This is a genomic window from Escherichia sp. Marseille-Q3837 (assembly GCF_916618735.1).
Taxonomy (GTDB): Bacteria; Pseudomonadota; Gammaproteobacteria; order Enterobacterales; family Enterobacteriaceae; genus Escherichia; species Escherichia ruysiae.
On record NZ_CAKAKC010000001.1, the window covers coordinates 1,623,341 to 1,639,360 of the forward strand.

The 16,020-nt window shown below is 53.7% G+C and carries 15 protein-coding genes; 7 read left to right on the forward strand and 8 right to left on the reverse strand.

The annotated features are described in order from the left end of the window. Positions 1-50: 50 nt before the first annotated feature. The gene (rpsU, locus tag LG381_RS07630) at positions 51-266 is read right to left on the reverse strand and encodes a 30S ribosomal protein S21 (RefSeq protein ID WP_001144069.1); all 216 of its coding nucleotides are present in this window, start codon (positions 264-266) and stop codon (positions 51-53) included. A 237-nt stretch (positions 267-503) separates the two neighbouring features. Between rpsU and tsaD the strand changes: the two genes are divergently transcribed. Further along, entirely contained in the window at positions 504-1,517 is a 1,014-nt protein-coding gene (gene tsaD / locus LG381_RS07635; RefSeq protein WP_001264365.1) for a tRNA (adenosine(37)-N6)-threonylcarbamoyltransferase complex transferase subunit TsaD, read from the forward strand. Between the two features lie 42 nt (positions 1,518-1,559). On the opposite strand, the gene ttdT is transcribed toward tsaD, so the two are convergent. From ttdT to ttdA, 3 genes are read right to left on the reverse strand one after another with little or no spacing between them, the layout of a single operon-like run. Then, positions 1,560-3,023: an L-tartrate/succinate antiporter gene (gene ttdT / locus LG381_RS07640; RefSeq protein ID WP_225762211.1), complete on the reverse strand. Its 1,464-nt coding sequence runs from the start codon at positions 3,021-3,023 to the stop codon at positions 1,560-1,562. Positions 3,024-3,071: 48 nt separating this feature from the next. Next, positions 3,072-3,677, reverse strand: coding sequence for a L(+)-tartrate dehydratase subunit beta (ttdB, locus tag LG381_RS07645; protein ID WP_000722957.1), 606 nt, complete (start codon positions 3,675-3,677; stop codon positions 3,072-3,074). Further along, the gene (ttdA, locus tag LG381_RS07650; RefSeq protein ID WP_000986723.1) at positions 3,674-4,585 is read right to left on the reverse strand and encodes a L(+)-tartrate dehydratase subunit alpha; all 912 of its coding nucleotides are present in this window, start codon (positions 4,583-4,585) and stop codon (positions 3,674-3,676) included. Before ttdA ends, ttdB begins: the two co-directional genes overlap by 4 nt. A gap of 206 nt (positions 4,586-4,791) precedes the next feature. Here ttdA and ttdR point away from each other — a divergent pair, with 206 nt between their 5' ends. Next, positions 4,792-5,724 carry an L-tartrate utilization transcriptional activator TtdR gene (ttdR, locus tag LG381_RS07655; protein WP_000935221.1) on the forward strand — a complete coding sequence of 311 codons (933 nt, stop codon included), beginning with the start codon at positions 4,792-4,794 and terminating at the stop codon, positions 5,722-5,724. Positions 5,725-5,736: 12 nt separating this feature from the next. Here ttdR and plsY read toward each other — a convergent pair whose 3' ends face one another. Further along, a complete protein-coding gene (plsY, locus tag LG381_RS07660; RefSeq protein WP_001272794.1) occupies positions 5,737-6,354 on the reverse strand; it encodes a glycerol-3-phosphate 1-O-acyltransferase PlsY in 618 nt (205 codons plus the stop codon). A 104-nt stretch (positions 6,355-6,458) separates the two neighbouring features. On the opposite strand from plsY, the gene folB reads away from it, so the two are divergent. Further along, the gene (gene folB, locus LG381_RS07665) at positions 6,459-6,827 is read left to right on the forward strand and encodes a bifunctional dihydroneopterin aldolase/7,8-dihydroneopterin epimerase (protein ID WP_010347879.1); all 369 of its coding nucleotides are present in this window, start codon (positions 6,459-6,461) and stop codon (positions 6,825-6,827) included. 90 nt (positions 6,828-6,917) lie between these two features. Then, positions 6,918-7,739 (forward strand): undecaprenyl-diphosphate phosphatase, encoded by an 822-nt coding sequence (gene bacA / locus LG381_RS07670; RefSeq protein ID WP_001305111.1) that lies wholly within the window; start codon positions 6,918-6,920, stop codon positions 7,737-7,739. Positions 7,740-7,901: 162 nt separating this feature from the next. Here bacA and cca read toward each other — a convergent pair whose 3' ends face one another. Beyond that, positions 7,902-9,140: a fused tRNA nucleotidyltransferase/2',3'-cyclic phosphodiesterase/2' nucleotidase/phosphatase Cca gene (gene cca, locus LG381_RS07675; RefSeq protein WP_225762212.1), complete on the reverse strand. Its 1,239-nt coding sequence runs from the start codon at positions 9,138-9,140 to the stop codon at positions 7,902-7,904. A 63-nt stretch (positions 9,141-9,203) separates the two neighbouring features. Beyond that, positions 9,204-9,824: a TIGR04211 family SH3 domain-containing protein gene (locus LG381_RS07680; protein ID WP_001125317.1), complete on the reverse strand. Its 621-nt coding sequence runs from the start codon at positions 9,822-9,824 to the stop codon at positions 9,204-9,206. Positions 9,825-10,065: 241 nt separating this feature from the next. Between LG381_RS07680 and ygiF the strand changes: the two genes are divergently transcribed. Genes ygiF through hldE form a run of 3 tightly spaced genes read left to right on the forward strand, consistent with a single transcriptional unit; the run spans position 10,066 to position 15,711 of the window. After that, on the forward strand, positions 10,066-11,367 hold the full coding sequence (gene ygiF / locus LG381_RS07685; RefSeq protein WP_225762213.1) for an inorganic triphosphatase: 1,302 nt from the start codon (positions 10,066-10,068) through the stop codon (positions 11,365-11,367). A gap of 22 nt (positions 11,368-11,389) precedes the next feature. Further along, entirely contained in the window at positions 11,390-14,230 is a 2,841-nt protein-coding gene (gene glnE, locus LG381_RS07690) for a bifunctional [glutamate--ammonia ligase]-adenylyl-L-tyrosine phosphorylase/[glutamate--ammonia-ligase] adenylyltransferase (protein WP_225762214.1), read from the forward strand. Positions 14,231-14,277: 47 nt separating this feature from the next. Further along, the gene (hldE, locus tag LG381_RS07695) at positions 14,278-15,711 is read left to right on the forward strand and encodes a bifunctional D-glycero-beta-D-manno-heptose-7-phosphate kinase/D-glycero-beta-D-manno-heptose 1-phosphate adenylyltransferase HldE (protein WP_000869176.1); all 1,434 of its coding nucleotides are present in this window, start codon (positions 14,278-14,280) and stop codon (positions 15,709-15,711) included. 119 nt (positions 15,712-15,830) lie between these two features. On the opposite strand, the gene ibsE is transcribed toward hldE, so the two are convergent. Then, on the reverse strand, positions 15,831-15,890 hold the full coding sequence (gene ibsE, locus LG381_RS07700) for a type I toxin-antitoxin system Ibs family toxin (RefSeq protein ID WP_001387082.1): 60 nt from the start codon (positions 15,888-15,890) through the stop codon (positions 15,831-15,833). Between the last annotated feature and the right edge of the window lie 130 nt (positions 15,891-16,020).

Here is a 16,020-nt window from a genome sequence, read left to right on the forward strand (position 1 = left end):
GGCCTTACAACTACAACTCGGTCTGATCGGAGAGCAACGCTCTCAGGGAATTAGTACAGACGAGTACGGCGTGCGTTTTCGCGAGCCAGTTTCTTCGCGTGACGTTTCACTGCAGAAGCTTTAGCGCGCTTACGTTCGGTAGTCGGTTTTTCATAGAACTCACGACGACGAACTTCCGCCAGAACACCTGCTTTTTCGCAGGAACGCTTGAAGCGACGCAGAGCTACGTCGAACGGCTCGTTTTCACGTACTTTAATTACCGGCATGTGCCTCTCACCTTTGATTAATTCGGTTTGCCGCTGGCATCAACGCCAGCTTATTTCAAAATGGTGCGGAATTTTACTGCAATTGCTGCTGCTTTGTAAAGCACCGCGACCTCTTTTGAAAGGGACTTTTATAAGGGTGAGGAGTATACACGAGGCTTTCTCCAGGGGCGAACAAAGTTTTACATCAACCCGCATTGGTCCTACACTGCGCGGTAATAAAGCGAGGTAAAACAAGTCATGCGTGTACTGGGTATTGAAACTTCCTGCGATGAAACCGGCATCGCCATTTACGACGATGAAAAAGGTTTGTTAGCCAACCAATTGTATAGTCAGGTGAAATTACACGCTGACTACGGCGGCGTGGTGCCTGAGCTGGCCTCCCGCGATCACGTGCGTAAAACCGTACCGTTGATCCAGGCGGCGCTGAAAGAGTCTGGTTTGACGGCAAAAGATATTGATGCCGTGGCCTATACCGCAGGCCCAGGATTAGTCGGCGCGCTGCTGGTTGGTGCGACCGTGGGACGTTCTCTGGCGTTTGCCTGGAACGTTCCGGCGATTCCGGTGCACCATATGGAAGGGCATCTGTTAGCACCGATGCTGGAAGATAACCCGCCGGAATTTCCGTTTGTCGCATTGCTGGTTTCCGGCGGTCATACGCAGTTAATCAGCGTTACCGGCATTGGTCAGTATGAGCTGCTCGGCGAGTCCATTGATGATGCCGCTGGTGAAGCGTTTGATAAAACCGCGAAGCTGCTGGGGCTGGATTATCCAGGCGGGCCGCTGCTGTCGAAAATGGCGGCTCAGGGTACTGCCGGGCGCTTTGTCTTCCCGCGTCCGATGACCGACCGTCCGGGGCTGGATTTCAGCTTTTCTGGTCTGAAAACCTTCGCCGCGAACACGATTCGTGATAACGGCACCGACGACCAGACGCGTGCTGATATCGCCCGCGCTTTTGAAGATGCGGTGGTCGATACGCTGATGATTAAGTGTAAGCGTGCGCTGGATCAGACGGGCTTTAAGCGACTGGTAATGGCAGGCGGCGTGAGTGCTAACCGCACGCTGCGGGCGAAACTGGCGGAAATGATGAAAAAGCGTCGCGGCGAAGTGTTCTACGCGCGTCCGGAATTTTGTACTGATAACGGCGCGATGATCGCCTATGCCGGAATGGTGCGGTTTAAAGCAGGCGCGACGGCGGATCTCGGCGTTAGCGTGCGTCCGCGCTGGCCGCTGGCGGAGTTACCCGCTGCGTAAAACTATTGGGTGCCGGAGAGCAATTTCCGGCACCGTCCTCACTTAAAGCAACACCACGGGCATCCACAGTAAGCCGGTAATCACCAGCAACACGAGGAATATCAGCCCAAAAATCGCCCCCAGTCGCCAGTAATCCACCGTTGGCAGATAACCACTACCGTAGTAAATCGGACTGGGCCCGGTGGCGTATGGCGTAAGAATGCTCCCCAGACCAATTGCCGCGCCAACCATCAGGCAGAACACCGGCAGCGGGATTTCCGGCATCGCCAGCGCGGCGGCAATCATCATCGGCGCGAGAGCGGAGGTATACGCCGTGGCGCTGGCAAAAAAGTAGCGCAGCAGATAAAACACCACAATCAACGCCATCATCACCATCGTCGGCGAATAACCACTTAAGCTGCCTGCTAACAGTTTGCCAAACCAGCTAATAAAACCGGTGTTGTTGAGTCCGGTGGCGAGGGTGATTAGCGAGGCCAGCCAGAAGAAAACGTTCCACGCTGCTTTATTACTGACAATATCGTCCCAGCTGATAATGCGCAGAAGCAGCATCAGTGCCACCACGCTGTAACCGACCATCGCAGCATCGATATAATCACCGCCGAAAATCCACAGCACCAGCGCGCCCACCATCAGCCCCAGCATCCGTTTTTCACGCGAACAGAGTGGCCCCATCGCTTGCAGTTCCGTCTCTGCCCAACGCGGCACCTGATCACCAGACTTCAGTACCGGTGGGTATAGCACGTAAGCCAGCCAGGGAACCAGCAGAACCAGTAAAATACTGAGCGGCAACATCCCGAGGAACCAGTCGCCCCAACTCAGCGTGGCGTGAGATGCGCTTTTCATCAGTCCAATTAGCAGCAAGTTAGGTGCCATCGCCGTCAGGAAAATGGCGCTGGTCACGCAGTCGGCAACAATCCCCATCCACATGATGTAGGAGCCAATGCTGCGCGAACTGCTGTCGTTCGGCTGTGATTGATAGAGCGGCGGCAGGTTACGGATGATGGGATAGATAATCCCCGCACCGCGCGCTGAGTTGGAAGGTGTTACAGGTGCCAGGATCAGCTCGGAGAACATCACCGCATAGCCGAGAAACAGTGTGCGATGCCCCATCTTTTTCACCAGAATCAGCGCGATGCGACGTCCAAGTCCGGTTTTTTCATAGCCAGTGCCAAACATAAAGGCGGCGAAAATCAGCCAGATAACCGAATTAGAAAAACCGGAAACCGCCCAGGAGAGGGATTTAGCGGTGAATTTAAAGCCTGGCTGGGCGAGCTGTTCGGGGCTAAACAGCAGCCAGGGCGAGAGAATGGCGATGATGGAGATACCCACCATCGCCACCACGGCACCCGGCACCGGTTCGAGGATCAGTCCAACGATCACGCCAGTAAAAACAGCAAAGTAGAGCCATGTATGACTCTCCAGCCCTGCGGGAACCGGAAGTAGAGCAATAATGGCGATGACCGCCAGCGGCGCAAGGTATCGCCACCATTCAGTGGAAGGTTTCATCGTGTTATGCCTGCGAAAAAGGAGAGGGGGCGAACCTCTCCGTGAGGGTTATTTGATGTAGTGGACGTGCTCGCAGATCTCTTCCACGATGGGATCGCGGCGTTCGGCGAACAGCTTTTTGTTTTCGGCTATCAGGTTGTTGCCGTGGGTATCAATAGAGACAATCAGCGGGCCGAACTCTTTGACCCGGCAGACCCACAGTGACTCCGGCATCCCGAGTTCTGTCCAGTGCACTTCTTCAATCTCTTCCACCTGGGTTGCCGCCAGCACCGCGCAGCCTGCCGGGAAAATTACATGCAGCGCCTTGAATTTCTGACAGCCTTCTTCGGTCAGCGGCCCCATTCCGCCTTTGCCGACCACCAGTTTCACGCCGGTCTGCTCGATAAATTCACGTTCAAAACTTTCCATCCGCATACTGGTTGTTGGGCCGACGGAGACCATCTCCCATTTGTCGCCGTTTTTGCGCACGATGGGGCCTGCGTGGAAAATCGCTTTGCCGTTGAGATCGTAAGGGATCGGACGTTTCAGTTCGATCAGGCGGCGGTGACAAACGTCGCGGCAAGTCACCAGCGTACCGGTCAGGTAGATCACATCGCCGACGCGAATATCTTGCAGATCTTCAGCTTTGATCGGGGTTGTCAGGATCTTTTTCATAACGCGCTCCGGGTGTGAGAAAGGTTTTCAAAGGAGAGATCGGCATGAACCAGCAGCGTACCGCGACGATGCGCCCAGCAGCCGGTAGAGACAGCGACGCCGATGGTAGACGGATGGCGAGCGGCAGATTCGATATGTACGCCCATCACTGAACTGTTGCCAGTCAGCCCTTGTGGGCCAATTCCCAGACGGTTGAGTCCTTCCTCCAGGCGTAGCTCCAGCTCTGCCGCTTTCGGATTGGGATGGCGGCTGCCAATCGGGCGCAAAATGGCTTTACGTGAGAGCACGGCGGCGGTTTCCACCGAGGTGGCGATGCCTACACCTACCAGTACCGGTGGACAGGCGTTTACGGCGAGGGTGGAGATATTTTCGAAGACGAATTTCACCACGCCTTCGTAGCCTTCCGATGGCATTAACACTTTTGAGCGGCCAGGTAGCGTGCAGCCGCCGCCAGCCATGTAAACTTCGATTTCCGCGTCGTCACCGTCGGGGACGATATCCCAGGTAACCCACGGTACGCCGCTACCGGTATTTTTGCCGGTGTTCACTTCGTCAAAAATTTCCACCGCGTTGTGGCGCAGTGGCGCTTTGACGGTCGCCTCTTCCACGGCTTGCTTAAGAATGCTTTGCAGTTCGCCAAGCAGCGGGAAACGGGAACCGACCTTAACAAAAAACATGATTTCGCCGGTGTCCTGACAGGCCGGGCGATTCAGGTCGATCGCTTTTTGCATGTTATCGAACATCGTGTGGTAGATGATTTTCCCCATCGACGACGTTTCGGCGTCCCGAAGCTGTTTTAGTTTATCCACTACGTCATCAGGCATTCGGGTAGAAATCATGGCGGTAAAGTTAGCGACAATATCCGTCAACTTATTCACTGCCTGTTGTTTATTACATTCGCTCATCATGGCAACTCCAGTTTTTCTATTTGTCTGGAAAAATTCACCACCACAAACTACCACTAAAAATGTGGTTTTATATTTCTTGCCGCCGTGAAAATGTAATTAACAGTTCGTGAATCAACACGAAAATAAGAATGAATATTGCGCCAGAGCAGGGAATGGAAATGTTTTGCGAAATACACTGAGCCAGTCAAAATTGCGGATAGTTAACGATGCTGAATAGCTGGCCTTTAGCCAAAGACTTGCAGGTACTGGTAGAAATCGTCCATAGCGGCAGTTTTAGTGCCGCAGCGGCGACGCTTGGGCAGACGCCCGCATTTGTCACCAAACGAATCCAAATCCTTGAAAACACGCTGGCAACGACGCTACTTAACCGCTCCGCTCGCGGCGTGGCACTGACTGAAAGTGGCCAACGTTGTTACGAACATGCGCTGGAAATCCTCACCCAATATCAGCGACTGGTCGATGACGTCACGCAAATCAAAACGCGCCCGGAGGGGATGATTCGTATTGGCTGTAGTTTTGGTTTTGGGCGCAGTTATATTGCACCAGCCATTACCGAACTGATGCGCAATTACCCTGAGTTACAGGTGCATTTTGAATTGTTCGATCGGCAAATTGATTTAGTGCAGGATAATATTGATCTGGATATTCGTATTAATGATGAAATCCCTGATTATTATATTGCGCATCTTTTGACAAAAAATAAAAGAATATTATGCGCAGCACCTGAGTATCTGCAAAAATATTCCCAGCCACAATCCTTACAGGAATTAAGTCGTCATGACTGTCTGGTGACCAAAGAGCGCGATATGACCCACGGAATATGGGAGTTGGGGAACGGTCAGGAGAAAAAATCGGTGAAGGTAAGCGGGCATCTTTCCTCCAACAGCGGTGAGATAGTGCTGCAATGGGCACTGGAAGGTAAAGGGATTATGCTGCGTTCCGAATGGGATGTGCTGCCGTTTCTGGAGAGTGGCAAACTGGTGCGAGTATTGCCGGAATATGCACAAAGCGCCAATATCTGGGCTGTCTATCGGGAGCCACTCTATCGCAGTATGAAGTTGCGCGTCTGCGTAGAGTTTCTGGCGGCGTGGTGCCAGCAACGGCTGGGCAAGCCCGCCGAAGGCTATCAGGTTTTGTAAACCTGCCAGAAATCACTGCGGATCTTTTTCGCGCTTTCTTTTAAATTTCGTCCAGATTTTTGTCTCCTGGCGACGCCACAGACGCTGGATGTTGTCATGATGACGCAGCAGGATCAGGCAAGAGAGCATAGAAACCGGAAAGGTGAATTGTGGCTTAAACCACCAGACATAAAACGGAGCAATCAGTGCGCTGACAATCGCTCCCAGCGACGAATAACCGCTGAGTAAAATGGTTAACAGCCAGGTTCCCGCCATCACACCCGTTAAATCCCAGCCAATTGGTGCGATTGCGCCAAAAGCGGTGGCAACGCCTTTTCCCCCTTTAAAACCGAAGAAAACCGGCCAGATGTGTCCAAGACAGGCGGCGATGGCAATTAAGCCTAGCCAGAAGGGGCTGACACCTAATTCATACGCGCCCCAGACGGGTAACATTCCTTTCAGAACGTCGAAAATCAGCACTGCTACGGCTGCTCCCTTGCCACCGATACGTAACACATTGGTGGCGCCGGGATTGCCGGAGCCGCTGGTTCGCGGATCGGGCAGCCCACACAAGCGGCAAACCAGAATGGCACTGGAAATGGAGCCGCAGAGGTACGCGATGAGGATCATTCCAGGCGCGATTGCACTCATAAGCTGTTCCGTTTTGAAAATTCGTGTTCAACGATGAATCTGTGGATAATACGCACATTTCGCCGGAAGTGGTATCCGGTTAGCCAAAAAGCAGGCAGGACGTGATGGATATTGTATTTATAGAGCAACTTTCGGTAATCACCACTATTGGTGTTTACGACTGGGAACAGACGATCGAACAGAAGTTGGTGTTCGATATCGAAATGGCGTGGGATAACCGTAAAGCGGCGAAAAGCGATGATGTGGCGGATTGTCTCAGCTACGCTGACATTGCCGAAACGGTGGTCAGCCACGTCGAGGGCGCGCGTTTTGCACTGGTGGAACGCGTGGCGGAAGAGGTGGCGGAGCTGCTGTTGACTCGCTTTAACTCGCCGTGGGTGCGTATCAAACTCAGCAAGCCAGGCGCAGTGGCGCGTGCGGCGAATGTTGGCGTCATCATTGAGCGTGGCAATAATCTGAAAGAAAATAATTAATTTTACAGCTGTTAAACCAAACGGTTATAACCTGGTCATACTGCAGTAGTTCGGACAAGCGGTACATTTTTATAATTTAGGGGTTTATTGATGAGCGATATGCACTCGCTGCTGATAGCGGCAATATTGGGTGTGGTCGAAGGATTGACAGAATTTCTGCCGGTATCCAGCACGGGCCATATGATTATTGTCGGTCATTTGTTGGGATTTGAGGGCGACACGGCGAAAACCTTTGAAGTCGTGATCCAGTTAGGATCAATTCTGGCGGTAGTAGTGATGTTCTGGCGGCGTCTGTTTGGCCTGATTGGCATTCACTTTGGGCGTCCGTTGCAGCACGAAGGAGAAAGCAAAGGTCGGTTAACGCTGATCCACATTTTGCTGGGGATGATCCCGGCGGTGGTACTGGGGCTATTGTTCCACGATACGATTAAGTCGTTGTTTAACCCGATAAATGTGATGTATGCGCTGGTTGTTGGCGGTCTGTTGCTGATTGCCGCTGAATGCCTGAAGCCGAAAGAGCCGCGTGCGCCGGGTCTGGATGATATGACGTATCGTCAGGCGTTTATGATTGGCTGTTTCCAGTGTCTGGCGCTGTGGCCGGGTTTCTCCCGTTCCGGGGCGACCATTTCAGGTGGGATGCTGATGGGGGTGAGCCGTTACGCTGCTTCCGAGTTCTCGTTCCTGCTGGCGGTGCCGATGATGATGGGCGCAACGGCGCTCGATCTCTACAAAAGCTGGGGCTTCCTGACAACCGGCGATATCCCGATGTTTGCCGTTGGGTTTATCACCGCCTTCGTAGTGGCACTGATTGCGATTAAAACCTTCCTGCAACTGATTAAGCGCATTTCGTTTATCCCGTTCGCCATTTATCGCTTTATTGTGGCGGCTGCGGTGTACGTTGTGTTCTTTTGATTGAGAAAAGGTTCGGGAGCAGGCTTGGTTTTCTCCCTCGCTCTGTAGGGAGAAGGCCGGGGTGAGGGTGATTGTTCGCACCGGTGCTGGTCTGTTCCCCTCACCCTAACCCTCTCCCCGAAGGGGCGAGGGGACGGTTCGTGCTAACGTTTAGTTTTATACTCATTCAGGCTTTGGGCAACGTTGTTCCTTCCAGCTGGCTACCGCCGCAATCCTCCGTCGGGTCAGCTCCTCGCGAATCTCCACACCTTTAAATCCTGCTTCAACGACGGCTTTTGTCGGCACTGACTGTGCCACTTCCCAGGCTTCGCGCAACCAGCGGCCTTGTGGGTAGTCTGCCGCTTCAAAGCCGGTTCTGCCGCGCACGTCAGCCTCGCTGGTCAGCGCCAGTTGCTCGACACGCTGCGGTTTACGCCAGGCGTCAATGGAATCAAATAATTTGACGATGGTTTTTGGGTTCAGCATTGGGAAGGTGTGGATGAGATCGTGAAACTCAGCCACCAGTCTGGCTAAATCGCGAATTTCATTTGGCACGCGCAGACGCTGGCATAGTTGTTCCACTAACTTAACACCCGCCGGGCCATGACCATGATGACGCGGCCAGAGTTCTGGCGGCGTCAGTCCTTTACCGAGATCGTGGCATAAAGTTGCGAAACGGACATCGACCTGCGGACTCAGCATCGCCGCCATTGAGAGCGTCATTAAGGTATGAATACCCGTGTCGATTTCCGGATGCCACTTGGCAGGGGCCGGAACGCCAAACAGTGCGTTAATTTCCGGGAATAAAACGCGAAGTGCGCCGCAATCGCGCAGTACCTGGAAGAACACCTGTGGATTGCGGGTGGTGAGGGCGCTTTCCGTCTCTTTCCATACCCGTTCAGGCGTCAGGTGTTCCAGTTCACCCGCATGGGTCATCTCGCGCATCAGCGTCAGAGTTTCATCGGCAATACGAAAACCGAGGTGGGCATAACGCGCAGCAAAACGCGCCACGCGCAGTACGCGTAACGGATCTTCGCCAAAAGCGGGGGAAACATGGCGCAACAGACGATTTTGCAGATCGCCCAGACCGTTGTACGGGTCGATAATCTCGCCGTTATCGTCCTGGGCCAGCGCATTAATGGTCAGATCGCGACGCTTAAGATCATCTTCCAGCGTGACATCCGGTGCGGCATAGCAGGTAAAACCGGTGTAACCGGAACCGGATTTCCGTTCGGTACGTGCCAGCGCATACTCTTCATGCGTTTGCGGATGCAGAAAAACAGGAAAATCGCGGCCTACCTGCTGGTAGCCCGCGTCGAGCATCTCCTGTGGCGTACTGCCGACCACCACCCAATCTCTGTCTTTGACCGGTAGCCCTAACAATGCATCCCGAACCGCACCACCGACCAGATAAATCTTCACGCCATCTTCCCTTCGTCAAATACACAATTCCTAATAATAAGACAGTGCAACGAAGAAGGCGATTTAGTTCATCCAGCGATCTTTACGTTTGCGCGTTGGGATCAGGTGCGGCAATACCAGACCGAGCAGCAAGCCAAGTCCCAGCACGCCGCCACCATACATAAACCACTGCATGATGATGGTGCGCTGTTTGTCATCCAGCTGAACGCTGGCGGCATCGACTTTTTTCTGCGCGACAATCAGTTCGTTTTTCAGCTTCTGATTTTCTTCTTTTAACCCGTTGATCACACTGTCGCTCTGCGCCACTTTTTGCTGCATTTCTGCGGTGCGCTGATTCCAGGTGTTATCGATATTGGTGAGCTTATCGGTCAGGGTTCTGACCTGATTTTCCAGATCTGGCACTCGGGAGCGCAGGCTTGGCTCAGTACTCAGTTGTTTCAACGGGATCCAGGCGGTACGGCCGGAGCTGTCTTTCACCTGGGCATAATTGGTGTTGGCGTCAGTTTGTAATAATGTCACTTCTTCACCGGCGTTCACGGTGCCCACGAGGCGATAATGATCTCCCGGACCACTGCGAACCCAGGTATTCAGTTCGTCAGAAACATAGCGTTTTTCTTCCGCGTGAGAGACGGCAGTGGCGCTAAGCGCGAGTAAAGTTAGTGCGATCAGGCGTAATTTTGGCATCAGGCTGTCGTTATTGTCATGGAAAGTGGAACGATAGTAGTGGCATCAGTGTTGCTGCGCAAAGCATTCGGTATCAATCAGAATCCTCTGTGTCAGCTTTTGCCACTGTCTCAAACTTTTACGCCCGTCAAAATGCTCGTTGCATGGCAATTTGGCGCAAAATACTATCTACTGACAAAAAAGATCGCATTTAGTTCGCCGTTCATCGTCACTTATGTGACATAACCGATAAGTAAAGGCCATGGCTCAGGAAATCGAATTAAAGTTTATTGTTAATCACAGTGCCGTTGAGGCGTTGCGTGACCATCTCAATACGCTGGGCGGCGAGCATCATGATCCCGTGCAGTTACTGAACATTTACTACGAAACGCCGGATAACTGGTTGCGTGGGCACGACATGGGGCTGCGTATTCGTGGCGAAAACGGTCGCTATGAGATGACCATGAAAGTTGCCGGACGGGTAACGGGCGGATTGCACCAGCGCCCGGAATATAACGTGGCGTTGAGTGAACCGACGCTCGATCTGGCGCAGTTACCGACGGAAGTCTGGCCAAACGGTGAGTTACCTGCCGATCTCGCGTCCCGCGTGCAGCCGCTGTTCAGCACCGATTTTTATCGCGAAAAATGGCTGGTGGAGGTCGATGGCAGCCAGATTGAAATCGCTCTCGATCAGGGCGAGGTGAAAGCCGGTGAATTTGCTGAACCTATCTGTGAGCTGGAACTGGAGCTGCTTAGCGGTGAAACGCGCGCGGTGCTGAAACTGGCGAACCAACTGGTATCGCAAACCGGATTACGCCAGGGCAGCCTGAGTAAAGCAGCGCGTGGCTATCATCTGGCGCAGGGCAATCCCACGCGTGAAATCAAACCCACCACCATTCTGCATGTTGCGGCAAAAGCCGATGTGGAACAGGGGCTGGAAGCGGCGCTGGAGCTGGCGTTAGCGCAATGGCAATATCATGAAGAGCTGTGGGTGCGCGGCAACGATGCGGCGAAAGAGCAGGTGCTGGCAGCCATCGGTCTTGTTCGCCATACGCTGATGCTGTTCGGTGGTATTGTGCCAAGAAAAGCGAGCACTCACTTACGTGACCTGCTGACCCAATGCGAGGCGACCATTGCTTCTGCGGTTTCTGCCGTGACGGCGGTCTACTCTACCGAAACGGCAATGGCGAAGCTGGCGTTGACCGAATGGCTGGTCAGCAAAGCCTGGCAGCCGTTTTTAGATGCCAAAGCGCAGGGCAAAATGAGCGACTCCTTTAAACGCTTTGCCGATATCCATCTTTCCCGCCATGCCGCTGAACTGAAAAGCGTTTTTTGCCAACCGTTAGGCGATCGCTACCGTGACCAGTTACCACGTCTGACGCGTGATATTGACTCAATACTGTTGCTGGCGGGTTACTACGATCCTCTCGTTACGCAAGACTGGCTGGAGAACTGGCAGGGACTGCGTCACGCCATTGCGACCGGGCAACGCATTGAAATTGAACATTTCCGTAATGAGGCAAACAATCAGGAACCGTTCTGGTTGCACAGCGGAAAACGTTAATCAGGCAAGGATAAAATCGCTTATGAAGCCGCTCTCTTCACCGTTACAGCAGTACTGGCAGACCGTTGTTGAGCGGCTGCCAGCGCCTTTAGCCGAGGAATCACTTAGCACACAGGCGAAGTCAGTACTTACTTTTAGTGATTTTGTGCAGGACAGCGTAATTGCGCATCCAGAGTGGCTAACGGAACTGGAAAGCCAGTCGCCGCAGGCCGACGAATGGCAGCATTACGCTGCATGGTTGCAGAAGGCGCTCAGTGATGTAAGCGATGAAGTCAGTTTAATGCGCGAGCTGCGTCTGTTCCGGCGGCGCATTATGGTGCGCATCGCCTGGGCGCAAACTCTGGCGCTGGTGACTGAAGAGAGCATTTTACAGCAGCTCAGCCATCTGGCGGAGACGCTGATTGTCGCAGCGCGTGACTGGCTATATGAAGCCTGCTGTCGCGAGTGGGGAACGCCGTGCAATGCGCAGGGCGAAGCGCAACCGCTGCTGATTTTAGGCATGGGTAAGCTGGGCGGTGGGGAACTGAATTTCTCCTCAGATATCGATCTGATTTTTGCCTGGCCGGAACATGGCTGTACGCAGGGCGGACGCCGCGAACTGGATAACGCTCAGTTCTTTACCCGCATGGGCCAGCGGCTGATTAAAGTGTTGGATCAACCGACGCAAGATGGCTTTGTCTATCGCGTGGATATGCGTCTGCGTCCGTTTGGCGAAAGCGGCCCGCTGGTGTTGAGTTTTGCGGCGCTGGAAGATTATTACCAGGAGCAGGGGCGCGACTGGGAGCGTTATGCGATGGTCAAGGCGCGGATTATGGGCGATAGCGATGGCGTCTATGCTAACGAATTGCGTGCGATGCTGCGTCCGTTTGTTTTCCGCCGTTACATCGATTTCAGCGTCATCCAGTCGCTGCGCAACATGAAAGGGATGATTGCCCGTGAAGTGCGTCGACGCGGTTTGACCGACAACATCAAACTTGGCGCGGGCGGTATTCGCGAAATTGAATTTATCGTCCAGGTGTTCCAGCTCATTCGCGGCGGACGTGAACCGTCGCTGCAATCGCGCTCTTTACTGCCGACACTCAGCGCCATTGCCGCACTGCATCTGCTTTCTGAAAATGACGCCGAACAATTGCGAGTGGCATATCTGTTCCTGCGGCGTCTGGAAAACCTGCTGCAAAGCATTAACGACGAACAAACCCAGACGCTTCCCGCTGATGAGCTTAACCGTGCGCGGCTGGCGTGGGCGATGGACTTCGCTGACTGGTCGCAATTGACCGGGGCGTTGACCGGACATATGACCAATGTGCGCCGGGTATTTAATGAACTGATTGGCGACGATGAAAGCGAAACTCAGGAAGAGTCGCTGTCGGAACAGTGGCGTGAGCTGTGGCAGGATGCGTTGCAGGAAGATGACACCACGCCAGTGCTGGCGCATCTTAGCGAGGATGATCGCAAACAGGTGCTAACGCTGATTGCCGATTTCCGCAAAGAGTTGGATAAACGCACCATTGGGCCTCGCGGGCGTCAGGTGCTCGACCATCTGATGCCGCATCTGCTAAGTGATGTCTGTGCGCGTGAAGACGCTGCTGTCACGCTGTCGCGTATTACCGCCTTGTTGGTGGGGATTGTTACTCGCACCACTTATCTTGAGTTGCTTAGTGAATTTCCGGCGGCACTTAAGCATTTGATTTCTCTGTGTGCCGCATCGCCGATGATTGCCAGCCAACTGGCGCGTTATCCATTATTGCTGGATGAACTGCTCGATCCAAATACCCTCTACCAACCGACGGCGACCGATGCCTACCGTGATGAGTTGCGCCAGTATTTGCTGCGCGTGCCGGAAGATGACGAAGAACAACAGCTTGAGGCGCTACGCCAGTTTAAACAGGCGCAACTGTTACGCATTGCGGCAGCGGATATCGCCGGTACGCTACCGGTGATGAAAGTGAGCGATCACTTAACCTGGCTGGCGGAAGCAATGATAGATGCTGTCGTTCAGCAGGCGTGGGTTCAAATGGTCGCCCGCTACGGTAAGCTGAATCACTTAAACGAACGCGAAGGCCGTGGTTTTGCGGTAGTCGGTTATGGCAAGCTGGGCGGTTGGGAGTTAGGTTACAGTTCCGATCTTGACCTTATCTTCCTCCATGATTGCCCGATGGATGTGATGACCGACGGCGAGCGGGAAATCGATGGGCGGCAATTTTATCTGCGTCTGGCGCAACGCATTATGCATCTGTTTAGTACGCGCACTTCTTCCGGCATTTTGTACGAAGTGGATGCGCGGCTGCGTCCGTCCGGGGCAGCGGGAATGCTGGTGACATCCGCTGAAGCGTTTGCTGATTATCAGAAAAACGAGGCCTGGACGTGGGAACATCAGGCACTGGTTCGTGCGCGTGTGGTATATGGCGATCCACAGCTCACTGCGCACTTTGACGCGGTGCGTCGGGAAATTATGATGCTGCCGCGTGAAAGTAAAACTCTGCAAACGGAAGTACGGGAAATGCGTGAGAAAATGCGCGCTCATCTCGGCAATAAACATCGCGATCGCTTTGATATCAAAGCCGATGAAGGCGGAATTACCGATATCGAATTTATTACTCAATATCTGGTGTTGCGCTACGCTCATGAAAAAACGAAGTTAACGCGCTGGTCAGACAACGTGCGCATTCTGGAACTGCTGGCGCAAAACGACATTATGGAAGAGCAGGAAGCGATGGCGCTGACCCGTGCTTACACCACGCTGCGCGATGAACTTCATCATCTGGCGTTACAGGAATTACCGGGTCATGTGCCGGATGAGTGCTTCACCGCAGAGCGTGAACTGGTGCGGGCAAGCTGGCAGAAGTGGCTGGTGGAAGAATGAAGTGTGATATTATCGCGCGCAAATTTTGAATCTCTCAGGAGACAGGAATGAAAGTAACGCTGCCAGAGTTTGAACGTGCAGGAGTGATGGTGGTTGGTGATGTGATGCTGGATCGTTACTGGTACGGTCCCACCAGCCGTATCTCGCCGGAAGCGCCGGTGCCCGTGGTTAAAGTTAATACCATTGAAGAACGTCCGGGCGGCGCAGCCAACGTGGCGATGAACATCGCTTCTCTTGGTGCTAACGCTCGCCTGGTCGGGTTGACCGGTATTGATGATGCGGCGCGTGCGCTGAGTAAATCACTGGCGGACGTCAACGTAAAATGCGACTTCGTTTCTGTGCCAACGCATCCGACCATCACCAAACTGCGGGTGCTTTCCCGTAACCAACAGTTGATCCGCCTGGATTTCGAAGAAGGTTTCGAAGGTGTTGATCCGCAGCCGCTGCATGAGCGGATTAATCAGGCGCTAAGTTCGATTGGCGCGCTGGTGCTTTCTGACTACGCCAAAGGTGCGCTGGCAAGCGTGCAGCAGATGATCCAACTGGCGCGTAAGGCGGGCGTTCCGGTGCTGATTGATCCAAAAGGCACCGATTTTGAACGTTACCGTGGCGCTACGCTGCTGACGCCAAATCTCTCAGAATTTGAAGCCGTTGTCGGTAAATGTAAGACCGAAGAAGAGATTGTTGAACGTGGCATGAAACTGATTGCCGATTACGAACTTTCTGCGCTGCTGGTGACCCGTTCAGAGCAGGGTATGTCGCTGCTGCAACCGGGTAAAGCGCCGCTGCATATGCCAACCCAGGCGCAGGAAGTGTATGACGTTACCGGTGCGGGTGACACGGTAATTGGTGTACTGGCGGCAACACTGGCGGCGGGTAATTCGCTGGAAGAAGCCTGCTTCTTTGCCAATGCGGCGGCGGGCGTAGTGGTCGGCAAACTGGGAACCTCCACGGTTTCGCCGATTGAGCTGGAAAACGCGGTGCGTGGACGTGCGGACACCGGCTTTGGCGTGATGACCGAAGAGGAACTGAAGCTGGCCGTAGCGGCGGCGCGTAAACGCGGTGAAAAAGTGGTAATGACCAACGGCGTCTTCGACATTCTCCATGCCGGGCATGTCTCCTATCTGGCAAACGCCCGCAAACTGGGTGACCGCCTGATTGTCGCAGTGAACAGCGATGCTTCCACCAAACGACTGAAAGGGGATTCTCGTCCGGTTAACCCGCTCGAACAGCGTATGATTGTGCTGGGCGCACTGGAAGCTGTCGACTGGGTGGTGTCGTTTGAAGAAGACACGCCGCAGCGCCTGATCGCCGGCATCTTGCCAGATCTGCTGGTGAAAGGCGGCGACTATAAACCGGAAGAGATCGCCGGGAGTGAAGAAGTCTGGGCCAACGGCGGTGAAGTGCTGGTGCTCAACTTTGAAGACGGTTGCTCGACGACCAATATCATCAAGAAGATCCAACAGGATAAAAAAGGCTAACCGGAAAGCGGTTCACAGATCTCGTTTCGTACCTGGCAGGCCTATTGACGCTGTTGTTTTTTCAACCTAGAGTAAAGGAACAAGGGTAAGGGTGGATTTCTCCCCCCTCTGATGAGTTGTTAGTAAGTCGGGAAACTTAACAGTAACAACACAACCAGTATGATGACGAACTTCATCATAACCCTTTCCTTCTGTAAGGCTCCTTCCTCGGGAGGGGCTTTCCCGTTTCAGCCCCTTACTGACTCCCCGATTGTTGATGAGCGGCAGACCCCGCGCAATGCTTCCTCTGATGCAGTTTTACCTTCCCCG